The 23,464-nt window shown below is 72.4% G+C and carries 25 protein-coding genes and 1 pseudogene; 8 read left to right on the top strand and 18 right to left on the bottom strand.

Annotated features, from left to right (window positions below; translation table 11 throughout):
- Positions 1-377: 377 nt before the first annotated feature.
- The gene (locus I4I78_RS03710; protein ID WP_218609745.1) at positions 378-518 is read right to left on the bottom strand and encodes a hypothetical protein; all 141 of its coding nucleotides are present in this window, start codon (positions 516-518) and stop codon (positions 378-380) included.
- A gap of 573 nt (positions 519-1,091) precedes the next feature.
- On the opposite strand from I4I78_RS03710, the gene I4I78_RS03705 reads away from it, so the two are divergent.
- Positions 1,092-1,292: a hypothetical protein gene (locus I4I78_RS03705; protein WP_218609744.1), complete on the top strand. Its 201-nt coding sequence runs from the start codon at positions 1,092-1,094 to the stop codon at positions 1,290-1,292.
- 207 nt (positions 1,293-1,499) lie between these two features.
- Here the strand turns inward: I4I78_RS03705 and I4I78_RS03700 are convergent, their stop codons facing one another.
- Positions 1,500-1,760, bottom strand: coding sequence for a hypothetical protein (locus tag I4I78_RS03700; protein ID WP_218609743.1), 261 nt, complete (start codon positions 1,758-1,760; stop codon positions 1,500-1,502).
- A gap of 315 nt (positions 1,761-2,075) precedes the next feature.
- Positions 2,076-2,321 carry a hypothetical protein gene (locus tag I4I78_RS03695; RefSeq protein WP_218609742.1) on the bottom strand — a complete coding sequence of 82 codons (246 nt, stop codon included), beginning with the start codon at positions 2,319-2,321 and terminating at the stop codon, positions 2,076-2,078.
- A gap of 436 nt (positions 2,322-2,757) precedes the next feature.
- On the opposite strand from I4I78_RS03695, the gene I4I78_RS03690 reads away from it, so the two are divergent.
- Positions 2,758-3,258, top strand: a complete 501-nt coding sequence (locus I4I78_RS03690) for a hypothetical protein (RefSeq protein ID WP_226379029.1) — start codon at positions 2,758-2,760, stop codon at positions 3,256-3,258.
- A 36-nt stretch (positions 3,259-3,294) separates the two neighbouring features.
- Here the strand turns inward: I4I78_RS03690 and I4I78_RS03685 are convergent, their stop codons facing one another.
- The 3 genes from I4I78_RS03685 to I4I78_RS03675 all read right to left on the bottom strand — a co-directional run bounded on the left by I4I78_RS03685 (position 3,295) and on the right by I4I78_RS03675 (position 6,298).
- Positions 3,295-3,738: a hypothetical protein gene (locus I4I78_RS03685; RefSeq protein ID WP_218609741.1), complete on the bottom strand. Its 444-nt coding sequence runs from the start codon at positions 3,736-3,738 to the stop codon at positions 3,295-3,297.
- Between the two features lie 120 nt (positions 3,739-3,858).
- Positions 3,859-4,764, bottom strand: a complete 906-nt coding sequence (locus tag I4I78_RS03680; protein WP_218609740.1) for a DUF4192 family protein — start codon at positions 4,762-4,764, stop codon at positions 3,859-3,861.
- A gap of 415 nt (positions 4,765-5,179) precedes the next feature.
- Positions 5,180-6,298: a DUF3560 domain-containing protein gene (locus I4I78_RS03675; protein WP_218609739.1), complete on the bottom strand. Its 1,119-nt coding sequence runs from the start codon at positions 6,296-6,298 to the stop codon at positions 5,180-5,182.
- Between the two features lie 907 nt (positions 6,299-7,205).
- On the opposite strand from I4I78_RS03675, the gene I4I78_RS32545 reads away from it, so the two are divergent.
- Positions 7,206-7,382 carry a hypothetical protein gene (locus I4I78_RS32545; protein WP_226379028.1) on the top strand — a complete coding sequence of 59 codons (177 nt, stop codon included), beginning with the start codon at positions 7,206-7,208 and terminating at the stop codon, positions 7,380-7,382.
- A gap of 14 nt (positions 7,383-7,396) precedes the next feature.
- Here the strand turns inward: I4I78_RS32545 and I4I78_RS03665 are convergent, their stop codons facing one another.
- A complete protein-coding gene (locus I4I78_RS03665) occupies positions 7,397-7,588 on the bottom strand; it encodes a hypothetical protein (RefSeq protein ID WP_218609737.1) in 192 nt (63 codons plus the stop codon).
- Positions 7,589-7,638: 50 nt separating this feature from the next.
- Here I4I78_RS03665 and I4I78_RS03660 point away from each other — a divergent pair, with 50 nt between their 5' ends.
- Complete coding sequence (locus I4I78_RS03660) at positions 7,639-7,893, top strand: hypothetical protein (protein ID WP_218609736.1); 255 nt, start codon at positions 7,639-7,641, stop codon at positions 7,891-7,893.
- 19 nt (positions 7,894-7,912) lie between these two features.
- Here I4I78_RS03660 and I4I78_RS03655 read toward each other — a convergent pair whose 3' ends face one another.
- The gene (locus I4I78_RS03655; protein WP_218609735.1) at positions 7,913-8,656 is read right to left on the bottom strand and encodes a carbon-nitrogen hydrolase family protein; all 744 of its coding nucleotides are present in this window, start codon (positions 8,654-8,656) and stop codon (positions 7,913-7,915) included.
- Positions 8,657-8,980: 324 nt separating this feature from the next.
- Here I4I78_RS03655 and I4I78_RS03650 point away from each other — a divergent pair, with 324 nt between their 5' ends.
- The gene (locus I4I78_RS03650; RefSeq protein WP_218609734.1) at positions 8,981-9,661 is read left to right on the top strand and encodes a hypothetical protein; all 681 of its coding nucleotides are present in this window, start codon (positions 8,981-8,983) and stop codon (positions 9,659-9,661) included.
- 16 nt (positions 9,662-9,677) lie between these two features.
- Here I4I78_RS03650 and I4I78_RS03645 read toward each other — a convergent pair whose 3' ends face one another.
- The 8 genes from I4I78_RS03645 to I4I78_RS03615 form a co-directional block, all read right to left on the bottom strand.
- The gene (locus tag I4I78_RS03645) at positions 9,678-10,553 is read right to left on the bottom strand and encodes an N-acetyltransferase (protein ID WP_218609733.1); all 876 of its coding nucleotides are present in this window, start codon (positions 10,551-10,553) and stop codon (positions 9,678-9,680) included.
- 125 nt (positions 10,554-10,678) lie between these two features.
- Positions 10,679-12,007 (bottom strand): asparagine synthase-related protein, encoded by a 1,329-nt coding sequence (locus I4I78_RS03640; protein ID WP_218609760.1) that lies wholly within the window; start codon positions 12,005-12,007, stop codon positions 10,679-10,681.
- Positions 12,008-12,018: 11 nt separating this feature from the next.
- The gene (locus I4I78_RS33320; protein ID WP_255567065.1) at positions 12,019-12,150 is read right to left on the bottom strand and encodes a hypothetical protein; all 132 of its coding nucleotides are present in this window, start codon (positions 12,148-12,150) and stop codon (positions 12,019-12,021) included.
- A 273-nt stretch (positions 12,151-12,423) separates the two neighbouring features.
- Positions 12,424-13,893, bottom strand: coding sequence for a hypothetical protein (locus I4I78_RS03635; RefSeq protein WP_218609732.1), 1,470 nt, complete (start codon positions 13,891-13,893; stop codon positions 12,424-12,426).
- Between the two features lie 107 nt (positions 13,894-14,000).
- Positions 14,001-15,098, bottom strand: a complete 1,098-nt coding sequence (locus tag I4I78_RS03630; RefSeq protein WP_218609731.1) for a nucleoside hydrolase — start codon at positions 15,096-15,098, stop codon at positions 14,001-14,003.
- 127 nt (positions 15,099-15,225) lie between these two features.
- The gene (locus tag I4I78_RS03625; RefSeq protein WP_218609730.1) at positions 15,226-15,543 is read right to left on the bottom strand and encodes a hypothetical protein; all 318 of its coding nucleotides are present in this window, start codon (positions 15,541-15,543) and stop codon (positions 15,226-15,228) included.
- Between the two features lie 116 nt (positions 15,544-15,659).
- Positions 15,660-16,544: a DUF5710 domain-containing protein gene (locus I4I78_RS03620; protein ID WP_218609729.1), complete on the bottom strand. Its 885-nt coding sequence runs from the start codon at positions 16,542-16,544 to the stop codon at positions 15,660-15,662.
- A 580-nt stretch (positions 16,545-17,124) separates the two neighbouring features.
- Positions 17,125-17,985: a GNAT family N-acetyltransferase gene (locus I4I78_RS03615; RefSeq protein WP_218609728.1), complete on the bottom strand. Its 861-nt coding sequence runs from the start codon at positions 17,983-17,985 to the stop codon at positions 17,125-17,127.
- A gap of 94 nt (positions 17,986-18,079) precedes the next feature.
- Between I4I78_RS03615 and I4I78_RS03610 the strand changes: the two genes are divergently transcribed.
- Together I4I78_RS03610 and I4I78_RS03605 are read left to right on the top strand one after the other, a co-directional pair.
- A complete protein-coding gene (locus I4I78_RS03610) occupies positions 18,080-19,432 on the top strand; it encodes an FAD-dependent oxidoreductase (RefSeq protein ID WP_218609727.1) in 1,353 nt (450 codons plus the stop codon).
- Between the two features lie 58 nt (positions 19,433-19,490).
- A complete protein-coding gene (locus tag I4I78_RS03605; protein WP_226379036.1) occupies positions 19,491-20,726 on the top strand; it encodes an MFS transporter in 1,236 nt (411 codons plus the stop codon).
- Here the strand turns inward: I4I78_RS03605 and I4I78_RS03600 are convergent.
- On the bottom strand, positions 20,692-21,198 hold the full coding sequence (locus tag I4I78_RS03600; RefSeq protein WP_226379027.1) for a MerR family DNA-binding protein: 507 nt from the start codon (positions 21,196-21,198) through the stop codon (positions 20,692-20,694). The two genes, I4I78_RS03605 and I4I78_RS03600, sit on opposite strands and share 35 nt — an antisense overlap.
- 442 nt (positions 21,199-21,640) lie before the next feature.
- On the bottom strand, positions 21,641-22,180 hold the full coding sequence (locus tag I4I78_RS03595; protein ID WP_218609757.1) for a helix-turn-helix transcriptional regulator: 540 nt from the start codon (positions 22,178-22,180) through the stop codon (positions 21,641-21,643).
- Between the two features lie 393 nt (positions 22,181-22,573).
- On the opposite strand from I4I78_RS03595, the pseudogene I4I78_RS32540 reads away from it, so the two are divergent.
- Positions 22,574-23,464 (top strand): annotated as a pseudogene (locus I4I78_RS32540) (PstS family phosphate ABC transporter substrate-binding protein); the annotation flags it as partial.

The following is a 23,464-nucleotide window of genomic DNA, read 5'->3' as shown; positions in this document are numbered from 1 at the left end:
ACGTGACTCGCCCGCACCCCGACCGCGGGCGCGGCGGGGCACCGCGCTCGCCCGACCGGTGTGAGACCACCTCGTCGCCACCGGCGCCGGCCTCCTCGACCGCAGGGGTGGTCTCACCCGGTCGGTTGCGGGCAGGCGGGGCATCGCCGGGCAAGCCCGCGGGCGGGGTGCAGAGTCACCACGTCCCCACCGCCCAGGCCGGGGGCCGGTACCGGTCCGGCTCCTGAACTGCTCGCTCTGCCGCCCTGACCTCACGGCGAGCATATGTGCCCCGCCGCCGCCTCAGGGCACACTGATCCGGTGACCAGCGACAGGATGGGTCGGCCCACCTCACCGGCGACGTACCTGCTGGTGGCCGGGGGCTCGTTGATCACTCTCTAGAGGTCGTGCCGCGGCCGCGGGTCGTAGGTGGTGACGTCGTCGGCCGGGAACTCGATCACCGTCCCGTGCGGCGCGTACTTCTGGTGGCAGACGTCGGCGTCGTCGCGGCGGCGTTCCCGGAGCAGCTGGGCGACCACCGGTTTGGCGGTGACCTACGACAGGCGGTGCTCGGCGACCCGGACGCGCTCGGCGATCTGGTCGAGAAACTCCGCGGTCTTCCGCCGGCCCGCGGTCGAGTGGTGACGTCGTCGAGGCTCACGTGGGCGATACTCGCCCTTCGCCGCCGCCGGTCGAGGCCCCAGAACAGGCTCGGCCAGAAAAATCTCTGAATCATGCTTTCGGCGTAACCGGACGGCAGTAACGCTCCTAATAGCTTGAAAAATAGGAACGCAGAAAGTCCTTCCTGGCAACACGGGAGAGTAAATAGCATCCCGGCGTGGGCGCAACCCCGTTGGGTCTTAGACCACCGGTTCGGCCTACGCGACCCGGGCCAGGCACCGCACCGTCCACCCCGCGGGGCCCGTGCAGGGCGGTCTGCACGACGGGCCCGCCGGGGAACCCCGCTACTATGGGCGGCACCCCGGAAACGGAAGAGCGGGCGGGGTGAGGGCCCCGCCCGCTGTTTCCCGGGTCAATTCAAGTGAACCAATTCCGCCAAGGAAAGAGGTAGTCGAATGACCTGGTCCAAACCCACCTTACAGAACCGGAGGTTGGCCGGCGATGCAAGTAGCCCGGTCGGCCTGCTCACGGTCCTGTACCTGCTGATCAGCGCACCGTACGACCCGGTCGTGTTCGCCCGGGTCCGGGAGCTGGTGCGGTGGCTGCTGGCCATCCTGCTCGCGGCCCTGGCCGTGCTCCTGGCCTGGCAGCTGCCCCTCGCGGAGCTGGTGGGCCTGCTCACCGCCGGCTGACGCCCGGAATCTTCGACGGTCCGCACCCGGGGCACCGGTGGCGGGCCGTCGTCGTGCCCGGCGATCAACCGCCGGTCGGGAACCACCCCTCGAGGCTGACGCCCAGCTCGAGCAGGTCCGGGTGCTCGGCGAACACCGTCACCGCCGCCTCCCGCACCGTCTGCGCCTGGGCGGCCGCGTTGGGCCGGTACGGCGGGCACGGCGGACCTACTCGTCCGCGTCGGCGCTGCCCGCGCGGGCCGGGGTGACCCTGAAGCTGGTCCACGTGCCGGCGACGTGCCCGCCGAGCTCGTGGCCCTGGTCGTCGACGACGACCAGGGTGGTGCCGACCGCGGCCGGTTCCCGCCGGACGGCCGACCCGGTGCGGTAGTTCCGGGACGACACCCGCACCGGTGGGGCGGCCTCCGGGTTGTTCGCCGACCCGCCGGCCGGGTTGACGGGGGCGCAGACCTGCACGGACACGGGCACGGTGACTCCTCGGGGTTGCTGGGGTGTGGTGGAACCCGCCCGGGCGCCCGCGGCGCAGGGTTCAGTGCGGCTCGCCGTCGCCGCCGCCACGCTCATGGTCGTCGCCCTGATCGGACGGTGGCGGGCGCGACGCCGCGTCTGGGCAGACAGAACGGGCTGAACCGCCTGCGCGACCCATGTCGGGTAGCGCACGGGGTCAGGTGGAGTCCGGGTGTCGCCGAGGTGGTCCCGTGTGAGCCACGCGCGGCGACTTTTCCGACACGAGGGGCGGGTGGCCCCGGTTCGGGGCCACCCGTCCGGAGGTGGGGTGGCGGATCACTGCCCGGGCTCGTCCTCCTCGGGCTCGACCGTGCGGATCTCGATGTTGGTGACCTCCTCGGTCTGCAGGGAGCGTTCGATCCGGTGCTCGCCGGCGCAGCCGGGGCAGGGGACGGTGTCGCCCGCGTCGTGGTGCCCGGGCACGAACGCCGGGCTGTCGGAGCAGCCGTCCTCGAAGCTGACCAGGCTGACCGGGTGCAGGTCGAGGGGCACGCCGTCAATCGTCGGCACGTCGTTGGCCATCGCTGGCCTCCTTCGGTGTGGAGTTGTGTGCGAACCGCGGCCTGCCCCAGCACGCCGGTGGCGGGGTCCCCGCAGGGACGGCGGGGGTTTCGGGCTCCTCCGGTCGGGTCGGGAACGCCGCCAGGCGTCCGAGCGCAGCGAGGCCTCGTCCCACCCGCACCGGAACGGGGACCCGATTCATCGGCGCTCGCCCCGCCACGGGTGTGCTGCCTTCGGGCGATTCGTCACCCCAGCTCCACGAAGGACGCGTACCGGCACACCGCGCCGGACAAGCCCCTGACCCTCGGGGTGAGCTAGACCGCAAGGATGTCGCCGCCCGGCGATGCAGACGGCACGATGGCCGGGCCCGGCCCAGACCGGCGTGCTCGCCTCTTGCCGGGTGGCTCGATCGAGCCGGGCGCCGGACAGGTCAGGGGTATCCGGTCCCGCCGCGGTGATGGAGGCAGTGATTGACGAGGTGACGATCTGGGCCAGCCCGGGACTGGTCAGCGACGCCGCCCGGCCGGACCTGGGCGAGGTCGCCACCCTGACGGTCACCTTCGCCGTCACGGTGCACACCGCCGACCCGCACGCCGGGGCCGAACCGGTCGACGCCGTCCTCGCGATGTTGCTCGGCCGCGGATTCGACCTGCTCACCGGCTACGAACCCAGCGACCTGGTGGAGCTGCCCGTCCTGGAGGGCTGGTCGGCCCGCGTCGACCGGACCGGTCGGCTACTCGACGTGCATGCCGGCGGGGAGCTGTTCTACAGCGGGGACCTCGGCGCCGCCGCCCCCGCCGGCTGGCACGCCACCGCGGCCCGGCGCGGGCGGCTCGTCGTGCTCGCGGTGTCACAGGTGGATCTGTTCGGCGACGACCGCACCGATCAGATCCGCGACGCCCAGCGCAGCGGGCGCGCCGTTGCCGCACAGATCCCGTACACCGAGCCGCCGAGATGAACCGGGGCCCCCGGCACCCCGGCCAGCCTGGTCGGGCTACACCCGGTCGGCAGCCGGCCGACGAGGCGGCCAGCCTGCGGTGATCAGGGCCTCGGCCATGATCGCCGAGGTGAGCGAGGTCAACCTCGGCTGGCCGGCGCCCGTGGCGCGCCGTGTCACAGAGGCGGCGTAGGCCAGCGCGTCGGGCAAGTACTCCGCCGCATCGCGTACCTCGGCGTCGCCTCGCGCGGGCATCGGTTCGCCCTGCGTTCCGCGGGCGGTGGCGATGACCTCAGTCGGGTCGGTGAACGCGGCGGTGACGATCTCGAACGGGTCCGCGCGCAACTGGGTCGCATGCTGGGCCAGGCGCTCCATCGCGCCCTCGCCGAACCGGCGGTCCAGTTCGGTCATCAGCTCGGCGGGGGTGTGGGCCAGCCCGGTCTCGGTCAGGTCGATCAGCGCGAGCCACTGGACCAGTTCGGGGTCGGCGAGGTTCTGCACAGACATGGGTCGGTTCTCCGTCTCGTGGTGCTGGGTGTGGGAATGGGTCGGGCCCCGATGCCTCCCTCGGGGCCGGGGGCCACGGCGCGGGCCGGTGCTCGGTCCGCGCCGTCTCACCGGTCAGAGGGCGGTGAGCAGCTCGCGGACGGTGTCCGGGCTCGGGTAGGTGGCGACCAGGCGGGCGACGAGCTGGGGAAATCTCGCGCCGGTGTCGGCGGCGACGGCGCGCTGGGCCGCGAGGTCGGCCAGAACCCCGTCGCCGTGCAGTAGCGCGGCCAGGGCCAGGAACGCGGCCGGTCCGGCCGCCCATGCGGCCGGTGTCGCACGCACGAGCGCTTCGAGCACCAGCCGTAGGTCCCCGGGTCGGGCGGCGAGCACGGCGACGCTGCGGTCGGTGTCGCGCAGCGACCGAACCAGCTCGACCACCGCGGCGTCGGTGAGGACCCCGGCGGCGAGGAACCCATCGATGGCCCGCTCGAGGTCCAGTGCCGGGCCGGTCGGGCCGGGGGCGAGCAGCAGCCGTGCCCGCCGGGCCAGGGTGTGCTCGTCGTCGGGTCGCAGGACCTCGGCGACGGCGTCACGGTCGGGCAGGGTCCGCTGGCCGTTGAACACCGCCTGCGCCTGCAGGTGCGTGTTCTGCTCGGGCACCCGCCCGAACTCGCCGCACCCACAGCAGCACGTCCACTGCGCGCCCGGCGTGGTCGCGGTGGCGTACACGCTCACCGCAACCCTGATCCCGGCCGCGACGGCGGCGCGGGCGAGGTCGTCGAGGGCGTCGCTGCGGGGCTGAGCACTGATCACCGCCAGTGCTGCGGTGTGGCGGTGGGTCTTCGGGATCAACGCCAGCATCTCCGTGGCCCCCGGCCCGAACCCGCCGACAGGCTCCAGGTCGGCGCGCACCGTCAGGTCGATGCGCCCGTCCTCGCCGATGGCGGCCAGGACCACGGACTCGGCAGGGTGGAACCCGATCAGCAGCGGCAGCGCCGCGACGAGTTCGGCGGCAGTGCGGAGGGTGGGGACGGTCATCGTGGCTCCTCGGGTCAGGTCGGTCAGGTGACGCGGCCTGACCCGAGCGGGCCGTGCGCGGGGTCCCCGTCAGGGGACGGCGGGGGTTCGGGCTCCTCCGGTCGGGTCGGGAACGCCGCAGGCGTCCGAGCGCAGCGAGGCTGCGTCCCACCCGCACCGGAACGGGGCCCGGTCCATCGCCGCTCGCCCCGTCCGCGGTCTGCTCGCCTCCGGGCGTCACCCAGGTGACCGGCCTGTCCACGAGTGCCCATCGCCGGCACCACCGCGCCCCGGGATCGGTCACGGCAGGTCGCCCACGGCAGCGAGACCCACAGTCTGCGGGTCTCGCTGAATGTTGAAACCGATGGCCGGTCGAGAGGCGTGGGCGCCCTCACCACCACTACCTGGCGGTGAGGCACTTCGATGTCCGCTCGCGTCATGCCCGGTCTGTGCCGGGCTCGTCCGGGGGACGGTTCGTCATCGTCGCGTGGCGCAGGGCCTCGAACTCCGCGGGGGACTTGCGGTCGAGGACCTTGTCGTAGGTGATCTTCCAGGTGCAGTCCAGGCCCATCGGGTGCGGCACGCTCACCGACCGCGGGTTGACCCGCACGACCTGACCCCAGCCATCCCGCATCCGCACCCAGTCACCCTTGGCGAAGTCCGCGCGGCTCCACACCTTCTGCCCTTCGGCCTGCAGGCGGGCGACGTGGCCGCGCCAGTGCTCCAGCTGCGCCAGCACGTCGTCGAGGCGGGCCTGGGTGTCCACCCGGTACTGGCCGGTCGCCGGGTCGTGCCGATTCGCGTACAGGACCTGCCCGCGCCCGTCGTAGGACGGGCGTTCGTAGCCGTCGAGGATGCGGCGGTAGCCGCGCTCCTCGGCTTCGAGCTTCTCGATGCGCCGCAGCGTCACCGGCAGGGCGTCGCGGTGGCGCTGACCCGCGGCGGCTTCACCGGCCTGCCGGGTCGCCTCCCGGGCGGCCTCGTCGGCGTGGACGGCTCTGCCGGTCAGGTTGTGGATCCGCTCGGCGTCGCGCTCGGATCTCCGCTGCGAGTGGTGTCCGAGAAGGATCGGCTGGCCGAACGGGATGTGCTCGGTGATCCGGTCGCGGGCCTGCCGCGCGGCGGCGGCCTCGCCGGCGCGGCGCTCTGAACGCGCCGCGAGCATGTCCACGCGCCGGTCGGTGCGGTCCTCGCGGTCGGCTTCCCGCTCCTGCACGGTGCGTGTCGGCGCGCCGATCTCGACGTCGATTTCCACGGTGACGGTGTGCCCGGCCGCCCGCAGGGCGGTCGCGGTCGCGTCGATGCCATGCCGGTCCGGGACGACCCGGTCGCGGGATCGCTGTACGTAGAACTGGTGCAGGGTGGGCGACCACTTCCACTGCATCGGAGCAGCGCGCAGGACGCGGTTGACGCCGTCCCCGCGGGCCGTGCCCTCCAGGAGCGTTCCCTCAGCGGGAGTGTGGGTGATCCGCAGCCCCGGGGCTGCGGTGCCGGTCTCAGCTGCGGCGGTCTCGGTTGGGGCGGTCCCGGCTGGGGCGGTCTGGTGCTCGGTCACGGTGCGGGCCTTTCGGGTGCGCGGTGCAGGAACGGGCCTGCACCAGCGCGGCCCACCGGCGGGTCCCGCAGGGACGGCGGGGGTTCCGGCTCGTCCGCACCGGAGTGGGATCGCCGCAGGCGACCGAGCGCCAGCGAGGCGACGTCCCACCCGGTCGGACCCGGGCCGGGTTCCTCGCCGCCGCCCGCCGGCGAAGCCTCGCTAGGCCCGAGACGGTCCTGCACCCGCGCGACCGGCCGTATCCGTGTCGGGCTCTCCGGCGCGCGCTCCGGGCCAGCTGGGTCCCCGGAGGAAGAGTCCCTCGCGGTCGTGGGCTGGGTGCACAACACCACATCACTCGAACGTTTGTTCCCCTTCCTGGTAGTCTCCTGCCGCGCGGCGGACCCGGCGCCGGGACGGGGAGAGCGTTTCAGTGCCGGGCCGCGGCGACCACTTCCGAGGCGGACAAGGGGCGGGCTATGGGCGAGAGACGTCGCTATGGACGTGGCGACGGCGCGGTCGACGCCGAGGCCGAAGCCGAGGCGCGGGCTCTACGCACGATCGCAGGGCTGATCCAGTCCGGTACCTCCCTGATCACCGACCGTGAGGTCGCGATCCGTGCCGGCGAGGTTCTCCGCGCGGCGGCGACCGAGCTCTACGCGGGCCGCGCGGTTCCACTTCCGGTTCGCAGAGCCGTACGGGACCTGGCCAACGCGATCCGGATCGCCCTCGACCCGCGCCCGAGCAGCTCCCACGGGCGCCCCGCCGGTCCTGACGACCCTCGTTCGGCCGGTCGGTAGTGGCGCACGCGGCACAAGAGCGGGCTGCGGACCAGTTACGCGCCGACAAGGACCGGCTGGCCGAGTTCGGGGTTGCACTGCGCCACGCCGCCGCGCAGGGAAGCTACGCCGGCTGGCGTGGCCAAGACGTGGGTTTCTGTCTGGCCGCGCTCGTCGACTCGGTGATGCGAGCCCTCGACGCAGTGCCCGCCCCGGTGCGACGCGATGCACTCGCCGCGGCCGCGGCGATGCTGGAGGGCCCGGACGGGCCGCACGATCCCCGCGGCCGGCCTGGCGGGGCGCTGTCGCGCGGGCCCGGGCACTGACCGCGATGGTGCACTCAGCTGGCTCCGATGGTGATCCTGCTGCCTGGTGGTGCCTTCTGGTCGAGATCGGCGACAACGACGCCGTCGAGGGTCAGGACCTTGTTCGTCAGGTGCGCGGCGATCCTGGTCTCGCTCAGCCCAGCCGCGCGCAGACGCTCCCCGACCGTCGGCACGTGATCGCCGGCGCCCTCTGATGCGGTACTCACGACCGCTGAACCTAGCGCCGGACACCGACAGCGTCGGCCGCCGAGGACGCATGCACGACTGCGGTGTCGCCCACATCGAGGTCTCGCCCGGCGCGGCCCCGGCGAAGCGGGCTGCCGTGGGTGAGGGTCGCACGGCAGGCCTGGTCCGGGAGCTGGCCGGCCGCGGCGTCGACGGCGTCGAGGTAAGGGCGATCCTGGCCCAGGCCGCGGCGATGTTCAACGAGCGCAGCAACACCGTGTGGGCGCAGTTGCGGCGGGCAACGCCGACGGTATCGATGCGTATTGTGGAGTCCATTCGCCGTTGACCACTGACCGGTCTGAGTCTCAGATCTGGCCCCGGGTGGGGCTGTGCGGGTGGGTTGAGAATTGGAAGAGCGTCGCTCGCGCGATGTCATTGGGTTCGCGGCCGGCGCGCGTGATAGCCAGGCCGTTGGGACCCCAGATAGCGGACGCGCCGCAAGTGTCGGGGTAGTTCTCGCCGACGGCGCCGGCCGCGCTGGCTATCGCTGTGTAGGCCTGGCAGCTCCGCGCAATCACGGTTGCGCGAGCCTCTTGCTCGGCGAGTTCGTCGGGTCGGTGGACGACCCCGGCGACGTAGGCGTCGATGTCGAGCGCCGCTGTGCCCGCGGTGTGTTGCGCTGACCCGGTGTCCTTACAGATTCCCAGCCCGAGCCGCCATCCGTCGACGGCGAGCGCCGTGGGGCCGTCGCCCCTGGCGAAGTGCTCGGCTTCGTTGCCTCCCAGCCAAGTCTTGCGGTAAGCGACGGTGATCGTGTCGGGTTCGATGGCGAGTGCGGCGATGTAGCGACGGTCCGCTTGACGGGTTACCGCTCCGACCAGCGCGAGGGCGCCTGTCTCGGCGCAAGCTTCCTGGAGCGGTTCGAGCACGGGATCCTCGGGGCTGAGGGGCCGCGCGGCCAGGTCGTAGCCGGTCAGTGATAGCTCCGGGAACACGACCACGCGTGACGCGGCCTGACGGACCAGGGCTGCGTGAGCGCGGGTGTTCTTGGCGATCTCGCCCGGTCGACACCACGGTTGGGCCGCGGCGATGGTCAACGGGTTCCGCATGGCCCTGATCCTGCCGCAGGCGAAGCCGCGTGGTCCCGTCAAGTGATCTGGCCCCGCCGTCGTCATCAGGTCTGGCCCCGTCGCGGGCTCGGTATGTGAGTACGTAGCCCGGACCCCGACAGACCCGGCGCCCGGTCAATGACCACGCGTACACAATGCGCGATTACCTGGCCATGACGTTGCGGTTCGTGGCACAGGATCCGACATGGGCGGACTGAGCCGTTCGGACGTGATGGTCGTTGTTCGCCCGCGGTTGTCGGTGCTGCGGGCTAGCGTGCCCGGCGGCCGTCCACCTCGGGCGCCGAATCCAGTGAGGAGCGACGGGTGGGCGAGTGCGAGCAGACAGGGCAGGCGGTGGGCCCGCCAGCGCGTGTGCGGCGGTTGGTCCCCGACCTCGGTGACGACCTGATCGCCGAGCTGGCCCGGGTCGAGGAGCTGCTGTTGACCCTGGCGGTGTGGGAGGAGGACGACCCCGACGGGCCCGCGGTGCTGCCGGTCCCGCTGGCCGGGCGGGTCGCCCTGGACGCGCTGAACCGGGTGCAGCACCTGATCGCGGCGACGCAATCCCGCTCGCATCCCTCCGCGGCGGCGCTGCCGCTGCTGTTCGGGGCCGACGGGCACTACGAGCATCGGCCGATGCGGCTCGTCGAGCTCGACGCCGGGGACCTGGCGCTGCTCTCGGCTGCGGCGATGTGTCTGGGGCACACGCTAGCGATGGCGCCGGGCAGTGAACTGGCCGAGGCCATCGCCGCCGGCGCCGAGGCCAGCGGCGGCGCGTTCACGACCCCACCATCGGGCGGCGAGCTGGTCGAGGCGTTCGCCCGGGTCAACGGGCTGTTGGACCTGGCCACCACCGCCGACACCGAGCTGCTCACCGCCCGGTTGCAGGGCACCCGGGGCGACGTCGTGCTGACACCGGCCGAGGAAGAGGCATACACCCGGCTCGCGGACCGGATGAACATGATGTGGGCCGGCGGCAGCGCACTCGATCGCTGGACCTACTGACGCTCCGCGCCGCCGGTCATCGGGTGCGCGGGCGCACGTAGGAGTGCAGCCGGTCGACGAGGTCGAATCCGCTACTGCGGTAGAGCGCGGTGGCCGCGGTGCGGTCTCGCGCGCTGCCGGGGTCGTCGTCATCGACGTAGAGGATGACCTCGGTCGCGGCGTGGGTCCGGGCGAGGTCGGTCGCGGCGTCGAGCAGTCGGCGTCCGAGTCCGGTTCCCCGCTGCGAGGGCTCGACCTCGATCCAGAACAGCACGCTGATCCCGTCGACGGGCCGGGCGAGCAGGGCCTGCCCGATCCGGTCACCGTCGGGTCCGGTCGCGTCAACCTGCCAGCCGTCGAGGTCGGAGCTCTCGCCGACCGTGATCGGTGTGCAGCCTGCCCGGCCGGGCTGTGGGGCGGGCTGGGCCAGGTCGCGGCGCATGTAGGCCCAGGTGTCGGCGCCGGTGAATCCGGCCTTGTGCAGGGCGGCGTCGGTCGCCCCGCGGTGCCGCACGGGTAGGGCCTCCAGGCCGAGTCCGAGTGCGGTGGCGAAGCTGAACGCTTCGGCGTCGGAGTCGGGGTGTCGCGCCAGCGCGTGTTCGATCAGGTCGAGCAGCGTGGCAGTGTCCTCGCCGGCGTGACACCAGAGGATCACCGTGGTGGTGTCGCGGGCACGCCAGCCGGAGGCGATCACCCCGAGCACGTGACCGTCGTCGTCGACGGCGACGTCGTGGTGTAGGGCGTCGAGCTCGTCCCACCACCCGCTGTCGACAGGAGAGCGCCCGGCCAGGGCCTCACTCAGGCGCTCACCGGTTGCGGCGGGCTGGCCGGGGACCCGGTCGGCATCGACGAGCGCGAGCACGGCGGGGTGGTCGTGCTCGGCCAGCGGCCGCAGGAGGCGTGCGGGCGTCATCGCGGCTCCGTCCCGGTGAGCGCTCGTCGAGCGGGCTCCCCAGGATGGCCTGGTCACCGGCCGTGGTCCACCCGAAATGGTGGTAGCTGTGATGGCAGGGGCCGGGATGGCTGTCGGGTGTGTGGTCATGGGGACACTCCTGGGATGTGGGCGCCGATCGCGTCGGCGCCGGTGAGCCAGTCCTCGACCGCAGCGACCATCATCGTGACCGCGAGGTCGGTGTTGGCGGCCCACGCGTCGGGGTCGATGAGGCCGGCGGCGATGGCGCGCTCGGCGGTGGTGGTGCGGCCGCGGGTGAGCCGGGCAAGGGCGTGACGGAAGTACTGCTTGTGCCGGGGTAACCATGGGCGCTGGGCCGGCTCGAACAACTCGACCACTGCGGCCTTGCACCGCTGATACGGCGTCGGCAGCCCCGGGTCGAACCGGTCGGCGGCGCCGAGCTGCTGCGCCGCGGCGAGGACGGCCTCAGCGAGGAAGGGCGAGTCCTCCGCGACGGCCCCGGCCGGCAGCAGCCGGTCGTGGGGCCAGACCGCGTCCCACGCCGCCTGATCCGCCCAGCTCCCGCCGCCCGCGATGTGTCCCTCGGTCCTGGCCGTGCACCACGCGCTGGCCCACTCGGCGGCGATCCCGCGGAATGGGTCGGCCAGCACCGGGCTGGCCGGTTGACCGAGGGTGTCCTGCCAGGACAGCGCCCAATAGGCGCGGGCCCGCGCTGCCGAGGGCAGCGCCGGAGCCGCAGCGGCGGCGAGCTCGACGAGCAGACCCCCTCCCCTGCCGGACATGTCGGCGACGTAGCGGGCTGCGGCGCGCAGCCCGCGTGCCGAGGCGATCGCGGTAGTGGCGAAGGGAGGAACCTCGAGCACCTCGTCCGCGCCGTCCCCTGAGAGCAGTACCCCCGCCCCCGCCGTGTGCGCCGCCTCGGCGACCAGGGCGTTGAACTGGGGCAGTGCGTCGAGCCGGGGCCCGACCGGTGACCACGGAGCGCTGATCTCCGGGCGGCACCGAGCCGGGTCGATGACGACCAGTTCGCAGTCCAGGCCCAGGCCGTGGACCAACCGGCGGGCGGTGTCGGCGGCGTGGACTCCGTCGTCGTCGACGAGGTCCACCGTCACCGCGACCACGCGGCGGCCGCTGCTGCCGGCGCGGCAGACCTGCGCCAGGACGGCGAGGCTGTCGATGCCGCCGGAGAACTTCACCGCGACTACCTCGGTGTCGGCGATCAAGGTGCTCACCGCGGCCGGGAACGCCACCCGCGGCGGCGCCACCGAGGTGGCGCCGCCGAAGGTGGCCGGCTGCAGCGAGATGCCGCTCCACGGCGATGCCGGGTAGAACTCGCCGAACAGCGCGGGCGGGGCGAACAGCAGCCCCAGCGCCGCGAGATCGACCACCGGCCGCCGGCCCGTGAGCTGTAGCGGGTCGGTGCAATGGGTTCCGTCCGGCCCGTGGAACGACATCTCGCCCACGGTTACCGCACCCCGCCCAGCAGCGCCCGCACAAACGCGGTCAGGGTGCGCAGCGGCGTACGCCCCCGGCCGGGGGCGAAGCCCTTGTCGCCCTTGCCGTTGATCCCGTCGCCAGGGTGGGACTTCTTAGCCATGTCCGGCTCCCTTTCTCGTGTGCCCGACCCCGGCTGGGGTGGGGCGCACTCGCAGGGACCGGGGCGCCCCGACCGGCCGGGGCGCCGTGCTCGCCCGATCGGGGTGGGATCGGCCGCCAGGCCGACCGAGCGCAGCGAGGCTTGTCTCCCTCGACTCGGGCCGGGCAGGCGGCGCATCGGGCGCAGCGGGGAGGTCCGGTCAGAGTGCAACGCCCCCACCCGCCGTGGGCACCTGAGAACGAGACGGCGGCACCGGCACCCGCCGGGCCGCGATCAGTCGTCGGTGGGGTCGTAGCCCATGTCGCGTTCAACGTCGACGCCCATCACCGCATCGTGCTCTGGAGCGCGTCGCGCGGTTTCGACCTGGAGTTGGTCGTCGTAGGCTCGCGCGGTGAACGCGGTGCGTTCGTGGCGGTACTCCTCAGTGCGTCCGCGCAGCAGGGCGTGACGCGCTTGGTGGAGTCGGCTCTGCAGGGCGACCTGCCGCATCTGCACGATGGCCGCATCAGCACGATCGAACACAGTCCCCGCAGTCTCGGGCTCCTGCTCCGTTCCGCCGTGCACTGGGTCGGGATCGGCTCCCGGCTCCTGGCCGGCGCCGTCTACCCGGTCGGGTTGGAGCGCGTCGAGCGCGCGCAGTGCGACGTCGCGTTTCTCGGTGAGGTCGGTGGTGGCCGCGAGTTCGGCCCAGACGGGGGCGGCGTCGTCGACGTCGAGCCCGGCCGCGGTGAAGGAGTCCTGCAGCTCGGCGAGCACGACGTGGTCGCTGCGCAGGACGAAGCTGTCGAGGAGCTCGCCCAGGCGCGGGTCGAGGTCGGGTCCGTGGTCGATCCAGGCGCGCAGCTGTCCGCTGAACGCGGCGCGGGTGTCCTCGCGCTCCTGCTCGATGGCTCCCGGGTCCAGGCTCGTCCAGCGGGCCGCCGCCGCGGCTGCGGTGTCGGAGACGGCGAGCAGCGCGGCGGCCTTGCTGGCCTCGCGGACGGCGGGGTCCTGGTAGGAGGGGTGGACCAGGGCGGGGTTGAGGCCGCGCAGCGGGTCGGCGATGGTGCGCTGGGGCTGCTGGATCGGGCCGTCGGGCCCGATCGCGCGGGGGCTGGTGTCCGGTCCGTGCAGGGTGCGCTCGATCGCGGCGACGGCGTCGCCGGCGCCGAGGGTTAGTTCCGGCTCGGCCGGTAGGGACGGTTCGGGGGTGCCCTGCCAGCGCGGCCCGGCGGGCTGGTGGAAGGCGTAGCCGATCTTGGTGCCGGGGTGCGGGTCCTCGGGGTGCGCAGAGTGCAGGGCGTAGCGGCCGGTGAACGTGGTGTCGGGGTAGGCGGCGGTGAGTAGCTCCTGGATGGTGCCCTTGAAGCTGTTGTCGACCACGGTGACCGCGGATCCGGTCTCATGGACCCCGACGCCGGCGTCGCCGAGGTAGTCGGTCAATGCCTGGAACGCGCCGTCGACCTGCTCGGGCTCTACGCGGGCCCGTACGCGGAACGCCTCGACCGCGGTGAACTCGGCGCCGGTGTGGCGCTCGAGGTCCTGCAGCGCGGCCTCCACGACGGCGCGCGAGACGACGATCTCGCTGCAGTGCCGGGTGAAGAACTCCGGGTCCAGACCGCGCACGGCTGCGGCGTAGGAGTGCCCGTCGCGGCCCAGGAACACGACCCGCCGGTGGGGGTCCGCGTCGACGTCGCCGCGGAGGTCGTCGAGCATGTCGGCGGCGACTGCGGTGACGAACCGGGCGTGGTGGGAGCTGAACACCGTGTAGGCGCCCGCGACGGCGGCCTGCTGGCCCGGGTCTGTCAGCCCGTAGGCCCGGCAGAGCTCATCGACGCCCGCCGGGGTGGGCTGCTCGCCGGGGCTGCTGCTCAGGCGGGCCGCCGCGCGACGTGGGCGGGCAACGCCGCGCCGGCCGGGGTGGCCGGGTCGAGGGCCGTGCCCAGCCAGGTCATGAACGCCGGGTAGTCCGCGCTCGCGCTCAGCCGCACCGGCGCACCGGCGGGGTCGCTGCTCATCCGGCCGATCTCGTCGAGGACCACAGTGGTGGCGGCCGAGCGCACGAACGGCAGCCCGAGCGCAGCCGAGAGCGTCAGCGCGTCGTGCTGCAGCGTGGACGGGTAATTGCTCGCATACCAGCGGTCCAGGTGCGCGGCCAAGATCGACGCCCACCCATCGCTGTCCTCCTCGGCTGCGGCGAGTGTGCGGTGAATCGGGTGGTCGGCGTCGACCCCGATCTGCGGGGTGAAGGTGACGTCGGATGTGACCAGCCGCGGCCGAGCCAGGCGCCCGTCGGCGACCGCGGCCAGCACATGGTGTGCGGCGTCGACGTCGAGGCGGATGTTGTGCTCGGCGCGGTCGGGGTGGCGGTAGTTCAGCGCCCCGCCCATCTGCGTGACCTGCAGCCGGGCGGCGAGTTCGGGTACGTGCTCGACGATGTGGGCGAGGTTGCCCACTGGGGCCATCCCCACCCAGCGGATCGGCCCGTCCGTCTTCCGGCAGACTTCCCGAACCGCGTCCAGGACCGCGGCGGGCCCGCTCGGCTGGGCGGCGACGCCAGCCGGGGTGAGGCCTTCGACGCAGAAGTAGTCGGTGCCGCCGGCGCTCGCGCCGGCCACGGTCGCGACGTCGGGCCGGCCTACGCTGTCGAGTAGTAAGCGGGCGAAGCGGGCCCGCTGCCCCGCGCCGCTTCGGGTGCCGCCGGTCTCATCAGCGGTGAGCACCAGCGTGAGGTCGGGTTGGTGCCGGGCCGCGGCGACCAGCGCGAGCGCGTCATCGGGATCGCCGCCGATGTCGGTGTCGATGACGATGGGAGCTGCCCGGGTATCGGCGGGCCAGGACGCCGTGCGCAGCCCGTCTGCCGCGGTGGCGAGGTCGGTGCCGGGCAGTGCCTCGCCGAGCTCGACCATCGTCTGCCAGTGCTCTCGCACGCCGCTCACCGACAGGTCCCGCTCCGGGCCGGTAGTCATCCGTTCACCTCCACTCTCCACCACGATTCTACCGCCCAGGTCCTGCCATCTCAGACAAACCGTGACCGGATCACCCAGCAGAATCGAAACCGGGACGACAAACGATTAATCATCGTCGTCGGTCTCGTCACCGCGCCTCGCCGCGCAGAGCGGCGAGCCGATGGTTGTGCGTGTCACGGCTGGCCTGGATCGCCGGCCGGTCCCGCGGGTTCAGGCCGCGCTGGTCCCGCACGCACGCTGCGATCTCGGCGCGAAGCTGCTGAATCCGTGTCTGATCGGGCTCGGCCGAGCGGCGCTCCCGGTCGAGCGCGGCGGTGTGGCAGCCGATCACCTCGTTGATGGCCTCCTGCGCGGTCTCATAGCCCACCGCTTCGGCGCTATCCCACTCGAACGCTGGAAGGTTGACGACTGCCTCTATCCCGGGCGGGCGCTCATTCTCGGTCACTGATTGTTCCCTCGATCCATTGGTCAGCCACATACGTCAACGACACCTCTTTCCGACGACCACGAGGCCAGCGAGGCCGGGCCCCACTGGAGCCCGACGCCGGATCAGCGGTGTGGTCACTGAGCCGAGCTCCCGAGGCGTCTCCACCACGGTCGGCGCTGCGGTGCCGGGCCCGCGCCACCATCTGCGGGCGGGGGAATCGGACCGGCGATGCCGCTCATGATGTCGGGGGAGCGGCCGGGGGTCGGCGCCGTCGGCGCGGGCCCGCGGCCGCCCGGGTGTTCGTGGCGTCGGCGGTGGCTGACCTGCTGGTGGGCGAAGTCGGCGCGATCTCGGTGATCGGGTGGGGCGGCGAGGGTGACCCCCGCCTCGGTGAGGATGTTCAGGTCGAGCTCCCACGTCCGCGCCGATCGGGTGTGCCAGCGCGCGAAAGCTATGTCGACGTGGGCCTGAACCTGCTCGGAGGTCATGCCGGTGACCTGGCGCAGGTGCTCGCGCGCGGCCTGGCCGTGGCCCTGTACCTCGGCCAGGCCCATGTGCGTGGCCTGGTGGCACCATCTGCAGCACAGGATCAACCGGCGCAGCGCCTGCACGCCGCGGTGCTCGTCGTAGTGCCAGCGTTCGTGCGCCTCGAGCCAGCGCCGCAGCTCCCGGTCCTCCCCACGGCCACAGATCTCGCAGCGGTCCCCCGCGCGGGCGCGCATCATCCGGCGCAGCCGTTCCCAGTCGGATGCGGCGATACAGGAGCGGACGTTGGTGAACCAGCAGGACGCCGGCACGAGATCGACGAACAGCCCGCTGCCGAACCCGCGGTCCTCTCCGGGGAGCAGCTCGGGGATCCCGGGCTTCGGGGCCCAGCGCTGCAGTCCTGGATTCGACCGGGGCGGGGCGTACCAGCGGCGTGCCGTCGGGTCCCACCGCGCGCCCAGCGCCTTGGCCTCGTCCTTCTCCGCGAAGGGCACGTTGAGATAGGCGCGGGCACCGCCGTCCTGGGCTCCCATGAACTCAGTGTGCCGCGTGACCCTGACAGTTCGGCTCACCTCGCTGGCGTGAGCGAAGTCCCTGCCCTAGTAGCGGCGCGCTTCACTGATGGTCGACACCATCTACCTGCCGGTCGGCCCGCGCAGGATCGTCGCCGACGCGATCAGCGCCCTTCGCGCCGCAGTGCCGATACCGCGGCCAGGAGGACGTCGAGCTCCCCCTGTGTCATCAGGGCAGGTCGATGGCTATCCGGCGGCGCAGGCACGACTCAACTGGGTGAACCCACGATCTTCGCAGGTCATAGAACTGCAAGGTCCCTCGGCTGCAACTCTGCTCGTGCTGCTGGCGGACGGTATGTATTCGACCCCTGCGGTATTCGTCGGGCGATCTGTCAACGCTCGATCAAGGCACTCGACGACCGCGCCGCCCGCCCCCTCCTGCCCACGATCGTGCTGATGGGCTGGCTGCAGCGGGTGGGTAGGAGTTGGTGCTGGTCGACACGGCGCCGTCGCCCGGTCAGGCCCCATTGGCGCCGCGGAGGGCTGGCCGAGCGGCCCCCAGGATCCGGCGCGGTTGTCCCCTCGGTCGCCGTCTCGATGCTCAATCCGGGCGTCTGCGTTCGAGGAAGACGGTGTCGCGCCAGACGCCGTGGTGCTGGCCGATGCGTTCGCGGACGCCGAGGGTGCGGTAGCCGGCGGCGTGGTGCAGGGCGATGCTGGCCCGGTTCTCGGGGAAGATCGAGGTCTGGAGGGTCCAGAGGCCGGCGTCGTCGGCGGCGCAAACCTGTTGACGAATCAGGGCGCGTCCGATGCCACGGCCGCGGTGACCGTCGGCGACATAGATCGAGGTCTCGGCGACGCCGCGGTAGACGGGCCGGGTCGAGGTGGCGCGCGCGGCGGTCCAACCGACCACCTGGCCGTCGAGTTCGGCGACCCAGCGGTGCTCGGGCAGCCATCCGGCGTCGAGGTCGGCGCGGTCGGGGACGTAGGTCTCGAAGGTGGCGTGCCCGGTGGCGATGCCCTCGGCGTAGATGCGTAGGACGTCGTCCCAGTCGGCGCCGGTCATGGCGCGCACGGTGACGTCGTCCGGGACGTCGTCGGGGCAGCAGGGGCGGGGCCCGAGCATGCCCATGACGGCGTCGGCGGCGTGCGGAAGGCCGGTGCAGCAGGCGGGGTTGACCGACACCTGCGTGGTGGTGCCCTCCTTGCGTAGCAGGAGGAAGCCGGTGTCGGCGAGCCTGCGCACGTGGTGCGAGCAGGTGGCCTGGCTGATGCCTGTCAGCTCGGCGAGGCGTCCGACCGAGAGCGGTGCCGCGGCGGTGGCGGTGGCGTGCAGGAGCCGGACGCGGACCGGTTCGGCGAGGCAGGCGAACCAGCCCGCGTAGGTGGCCGCGTCGACCGGGTCGAGCTGGCCCTGGTCGTCGGCGGGCCCGGTGAGGCTCGGTAGCGGGGACACGCTCATGGAAGCAAGTATCGACGTGGATCGATGGTTGCGTCAATCGATGCGCGTCGATACATTCCGGCTCGTTAATCGATCTGGGTCGATGGAGGCGGAGATGGTGGAACGCGAGTTGCCGGTCGTGGTGATCGGCGCCGGTCCGGTGGGGCTGGCCGCGGCGGCGGAGCTGCTCGCTCGCGGGCTGGAGCCGCTGGTGCTCGAGGCCGGTGACTCGGCCGGGTCCTCGGTCCGGCAGTGGGGCCACGTGCGGCTGTTCTCCCCGTGGGAGTGGGTGATCGACCCGGCCGCGCAGCGACTGCTCGAGCCCACCGGCTGGGGCGCCCCGGACCTGGGCGCGTACCCGACGGGCGCCGAGTGGGTCGCCGGCTATCTGGCTCCGCTGGGCGACGTGCTGGGCGAGCGTGTCCGTACCGGAGCGCGGGTGGTCGGCGTGGCGCGCCGGGGGCGGGACCGGGTCGTCGACGCCGGACGCGGGTCCGAGCCGTTGGTCGTGCACATCGACACCGGTGCCGGGGAGGAACGACTCGCCGCCCGAGCGGTGATCGACGCGTCCGGGACATGGACCTCGGCGAACCCCCTCGGTGGCGACGGACTGCCGGCGATCGGTGAGCGCGCCGCGGGGCAGCGGGTCCGCGCCGGGGTGCCGGACCTGACCGACCCGGCCGAGCGATCCCGCTACGCCGGCCGACACGTCGCCGTCGCCGGGTCCGGGCACTCGGCGCTGACCGCGCTGGCCTCGTTCGCCGACCTGGTGCGTGATGAGCCCGGCACGCGGGTGTCGTGGTTGCTGCGCCGGGGTGGGTTCGGGCAGGTGTTCGGCGGCGGGGACGCCGACCAGCTCCCGGCGCGGGGCGCGCTGGGGCAGCGCGCGGAACAGGCGGTGGCGGCCGGGCTGGTGACTCCGGTGTTCGGGTTCCGCACCGAGCGGGTCGACTCCGAGGCCGGTGGCACGGCATGGACGCTGGTGTCCGATGACGGGCAGCGGGTCGAGGGAGTCGAGGAGGTCGTGGTGCTGACCGGGTTCCGCCCCGAGCTGGACTGGCTGTCGGAGGTGCGCCTGGACCTGGACCCGACGCTGCAGGCTCCGACCCGGCTGGCGCCGCTGATCGACCCCAACGTGCACTCATGCGGCACCGTCTACCCGCACGGGGCCGCGGAGCTGGCCCAGCCCGAACCGGGTGTCTACCTGGCCGGGATGAAGAGCTACGGGCGCGCTCCCACCTTCCTGGCCCGCACCGGCTATGAGCAGGTCCGCTCGATCGCCGCGGAACTGGCAGGCGACCACGAGGCCGCGGCCCGGGTCGAGCTGGTGCTCAACGAGACCGGCGTCTGCGGCGGGGCCGGGCTGTTCGACGAGGACACCTCCGCGGCCGAGACCGAGGCGGGCAGCGGCTGCTGCGCGACCCCGAGCGAACCGGCGACGGCGGGCGCACCGGCCGCGGGGGCCTGAGCCCGACGTGGCGGCCGAGAACCGCGACACGGCGGCAACGGTGGGCTCCGGCTCACCGTTGCCGCCCGGTGGTCTGTCGCAGCGCGGCCTGTGGCGGGTGCTGGTGGTCCTGTGCGTCACCGAGATCACCAGCTGGGGCGTGCTCTACTACGCCTTCCCCGTGCTGGCTCCGTCGATCGCGGCCGACACCGGCTGGTCGTTGAGCACGATCACTGCCGCGTTCTCCGGCGGGCTGGTGGTATCGGCGCTGGTCGGGATTCCGGTCGGTCGCCTGCTCGACCGGCACGGCCCCCGGTGGGTGATGACCGCCGGTTCGGTGATCGCGGTGCCCGCGACCGTGGCGATCGCCGCCGCCGGGTCCCTGCCGTGGTTCGTCGCCGCGTGGCTGCTGGCCGGAGTGGCCCAGGCTGCGACGTTCTACCCGCCGGCCTTCGCCGCGCTGACCCGCTGGTGGGGCCGCGACCGGGTGCGCGCCCTGACCGGTCTGACGCTGGTGGCCGGGCTGGCCAGCACCGTGTTCGCCCCGTTGACCGCGGCACTGCTGGGCCCGTTCGGCTGGCGGGGCACCTACCTGGTGCTCGCCGTGGTCCTGGCCGCGATCACCATCCCCGCCCACCTGTTCGGGCTCCGCGGCCCGTGGCCGGACCCGGTCGAGCCCGCCACCGACAACGCCGACGGGATCGCAGACGGCGCCGACGATGACCCCTCCCGGATCGTGCGCAGCCGCGCGTTCCTTCTGCTCGGCGCCGCATTGTTCCTGGGCGCGTTCACCGCGTTCGCGGTCACCGTCAACCAGGTCCCGCTGCTCATGGAGCGCGGCCTCACCACCGACCTGGCCGCCTGGGCGCTCGGGCTCGGTGGAGTCGGGCAGGTCCTGGGCCGGCTCGGCTACACCCGGCTCACCCGCCGCTCCGGGGCACGCGGACGGGCGGTGCTGATCCTCGGCACGCTCGCCGCGACCACTGTCCTGCTCGCCGTCCTCTCCGGCCCACCGTGGGGACTCATCGTCGCCGCGATGCTCGCCGGCGCGGCCCGCGGGGTATTCACCCTGCTGCAGGCCACCGCCTTGTCCGACCGCTGGCACCCACGCTTCTACGGCCGGCTCAACGGGCTGATCTCCGCACCGTCGATGCTCGCCGTCGCCGTCTCGCCCTGGGCCGGCAGCGCGCTCGCCGAACTGCTCGGCGGCTACCCGCCGGTGTTCATGCTGCTCGCCGGCGCAGCCGTGGTGGCGACCGCCTTCGCTGTCGGGTCCGTGCCTACACGGAGTCTCCGCTCACCCCGTCAGTCTTGACGGGTGAGAGGTCATGGCGGGTGCGAGGGTGCTCACCGGGAACGTCGTCGGGTACGGCGGGCTCCGTGGGTTCTGCCTCGATGATCGGACAGATCTTCTCCTCGACGCCTGCGGGCTGGCAGCGCGTCGTTGCCTCGACCAGGGAGACCCGTAGCTGACTGAGTTCGGCCATCGCTTGGTCGATCTCGGTGATGCGTTGGTCGAGGCGGACGCGTACCGAGGAGCAGGGTGATCCGCCGCCTCGGTGCTCGTCGAGTACCTCGCCGACGTCGTCGAGGCCCAGGCCCAACGTCCGGGCGCGGCGGATGAAGCGCAGGGTGTCGACGTCACCGTCGCTGAACATCCGGTACCCGGCCGCGGTTCGGCCCGTCGGCGAGAGCAACCCGCGCTGCTCGTAGACCCGGATCGCCTTGCGCGTCACTCCGGCTGCCCGCCCCGCCTGCCCCATCGTCCAGATCGCGTCCTCGGCCATCTCGTCGCCCCTTCCGATCGTGTCTGTGATCTATGCGTTGCTCGCCATTGTTGACCCGGCCCCCGGGGCCGGGTTCTAGCGTCGCCGTGCCGGAGAGACCGGCACTGGAAATCACCGAAGAGGGAGTGTGAGCGTCATGGCGCTGCGTGAGGGCGAGGTGTACCGCTGCCCGGACCAGAGTTGCGGTTGCGAGGTGACGGTCACCCGGAGCGCCGCCGAGGGATGCCCGGGCCAGCAGAACCCCACCTGCTGCTCCGGCCACACAATGGACAAGGTCGGCGGCTGAGCACCGGCACTGCGACTCCGCGGGACGGGAACCCCGTCAACGGCGGCTGGATCCGGACCCCGGCGGCGTCGGGCCCGACAGCGTGCCCCGTGGAGTCGCGGTGCGGGTGCTGCCGGGGTGCGCGTTTGGCAGGTGGCTTGGAACCTCAGGTGACTGTCAGTCGCCGGCCGGCGGGATGGCGCCGCACTGTGAGGCCGGCGCGTCTGTTGCGCTGATGAGCTTGGGGTTGTCGGCGTGCTCGCGACGGAGCAACTGGTGCAGGAGGCCGTCGAGTCGTAGCGCGTCGGTGAGCTGGGCGACCGCCTCGTCGCGCAAGCGGTACCAGCTCCAGGTGCCCCGTCGCTCGCGTTCGAAGACGCCCGCGTCGACGAGCACACGCAGGTGATGGCTCAGCGACGACTGGGGGAGCGGGAAGACGTCGATGAGGTCGCAGAAGCAGACCTCGGCCTGTGGGGCCTGCTGGGCCAGGGCGACCAGCTGAAGCCGTCGTGGGTCGGCGAGAGCTTTGAACAACGCTGCGGCGTCACCGGCGACAGCGTCGGCCGCGATGTCCGCCAGCCCGTCGGCGATGTCGTGCTGCAGCGTGTTGTCCTGAGCAGGATCTGGGGCATCTACTGCCGCGAGGGCGGGATCTGGACCGTCCGTCGGTACCGATGATCGGCTACTGGCTGTGTCATCGGCCTGGTGTGTGCCCATCACCGCCAAGATTACTGCGCAACGCAAAGGTTCGGGGCGGCGCACCGGACCCAACCTGCTTTCCTCGCCTGGACCACCCGTTCTGGCCACGTCGGGTCGGCCTCGTCGCGCGCCCGGGGCGGACTCGCGCCATGCGCAGAGCGAGATGTCGTCGCCTGCCAGCTGGGCTGAGAGGCACCCCCCGCCACCGTTGCCGTGTGGCGACTCACGAGCTCGCGAGATGCGCCTGTTCGACCGGTAGATCACCGACGAGTAGATCGAAATTGACCGATCCAAGAAGCGAAGTTCAGGTCGCGTTCATCTCACGTTCGCATCGAGAATGTTCGATTCAGGCGTCCCCCGGCGGGGTGGCTCCAGCGTCCCGCCCTATCGCTGCTCTGGAAGGGCGTCTTCGTGAGTGTTCGGCAGGTGCGAAGTGCATCGGCGGTGCTCGTCGCTGCGGCGGCAAGTGTCGCGCTGGTGGCATGTGGTGGCGGCGGAGCAGGTGAGCAGGCCCAGGGCCAGCAGGTCTCGGGTCCGGTGCTGATCGACGGATCGTCGACGGTCGAGCCGCTGTCCTCGGCCGCGGCGGAGCTGTATCAGGGCCAGAACCCGGGCGTGAATGTCACGGTGGGAACCTCCGGGACCGGCGGCGGGTTCCAGAAGTTCTGCAACGGCGAGACCGACATCTCCAACGCCTCGCGGCCGATCTCGGATTCGGAGAAGCAGCAGTGCGCCGCGAAGGGAATCAAGTACGAGGAGATCCAGGTCGCCAACGACGCGCTGACGGTGGTGACCAACCCGCAGAACACCTGGGCGAGCTGTCTGACCGTGGCTCAGCTCAAGGCGATGTGGGCGCCGGGCTCGCAGGTCAAGACCTGGAACCAGGTCGACCCGAGCTTCCCGCCGGAACCGCTGGCGCTGTTCGGGCCGGGCGCGGATTCGGGCACCTTCGACTACTTCACCGACGAGATCAACGGGGAGGAGGGCGCGAGCCGCACCGACTACAGCCCGTCGGAGAACGACAACGTCACCGTGCAGGGCGTGTCGGGGAACCGCGGCGCGCTGGGCTACTTCGGCTACTCCTACTTCGAGGAGAACGCCCAGCGGGTGAAGGCCGTGCAGGTCAACGGCGGGCAGGGCTGCGTGACCCCGTCGGCGGCAACGGTTCAGGACGGCACCTACAAGCCGCTGGCTCGCCCGCTGTTCATCTACGCCTCCGACGCCGGGCTGCGTAAGCCGCAGGTGGTCTCGTTCACCGAGTTCTACCTGGCCCAGAACGACCAGATCGTCCAGGCGGCGAAG

This window comes from Pseudonocardia sp. KRD291 (assembly GCF_019263595.1).
Classification (GTDB): Bacteria; Actinomycetota; Actinomycetes; order Mycobacteriales; family Pseudonocardiaceae; genus Pseudonocardia.
The sequence above is the reverse complement of the archived record's forward strand: the minus strand, read 5'-3'. Positions and strand labels throughout refer to the sequence as shown.

Bases quoted from the DNA above. Each gene is read 5' to 3' on its own strand.
- I4I78_RS03695 (WP_218609742.1), bottom strand. From the start codon at position 2,321: ATGGCCAACGACGTGCCGACGATTGACGGCGTGCCCCTCGACCTGCAC.
- I4I78_RS03690 (WP_226379029.1), top strand. From the start codon at position 2,758: ATGGAGGCAGTGATTGACGAGGTGACGATCTGGGCCAGCCCGGGACTG.
- I4I78_RS03680 (WP_218609740.1), bottom strand. From the start codon at position 4,764: ATGACCGTCCCCACCCTCCGCACTGCCGCCGAACTCGTCGCGGCGCTG.
- I4I78_RS03660 (WP_218609736.1), top strand. From the start codon at position 7,639: ATGCACGACTGCGGTGTCGCCCACATCGAGGTCTCGCCCGGCGCGGCC.
- I4I78_RS03655 (WP_218609735.1), bottom strand. From the start codon at position 8,656: ATGCGGAACCCGTTGACCATCGCCGCGGCCCAACCGTGGTGTCGACCG.
- I4I78_RS03645 (WP_218609733.1), bottom strand. From the start codon at position 10,553: ATGACGCCCGCACGCCTCCTGCGGCCGCTGGCCGAGCACGACCACCCC.
- I4I78_RS03640 (WP_218609760.1), bottom strand. From the start codon at position 12,007: ATGTCGTTCCACGGGCCGGACGGAACCCATTGCACCGACCCGCTACAG.
- I4I78_RS33320 (WP_255567065.1), bottom strand. From the start codon at position 12,150: ATGGCTAAGAAGTCCCACCCTGGCGACGGGATCAACGGCAAGGGCGAC.
- I4I78_RS03630 (WP_218609731.1), bottom strand. From the start codon at position 15,098: ATGACTACCGGCCCGGAGCGGGACCTGTCGGTGAGCGGCGTGCGAGAG.
- I4I78_RS03620 (WP_218609729.1), bottom strand. From the start codon at position 16,544: ATGGGAGCCCAGGACGGCGGTGCCCGCGCCTATCTCAACGTGCCCTTC.
- I4I78_RS03615 (WP_218609728.1), bottom strand. From the start codon at position 17,985: ATGAGCGTGTCCCCGCTACCGAGCCTCACCGGGCCCGCCGACGACCAG.
- I4I78_RS03610 (WP_218609727.1), top strand. From the start codon at position 18,080: ATGGTGGAACGCGAGTTGCCGGTCGTGGTGATCGGCGCCGGTCCGGTG.
- I4I78_RS03600 (WP_226379027.1), bottom strand. From the start codon at position 21,198: ATGGCCGAGGACGCGATCTGGACGATGGGGCAGGCGGGGCGGGCAGCC.
- I4I78_RS03595 (WP_218609757.1), bottom strand. From the start codon at position 22,180: ATGGGCACACACCAGGCCGATGACACAGCCAGTAGCCGATCATCGGTA.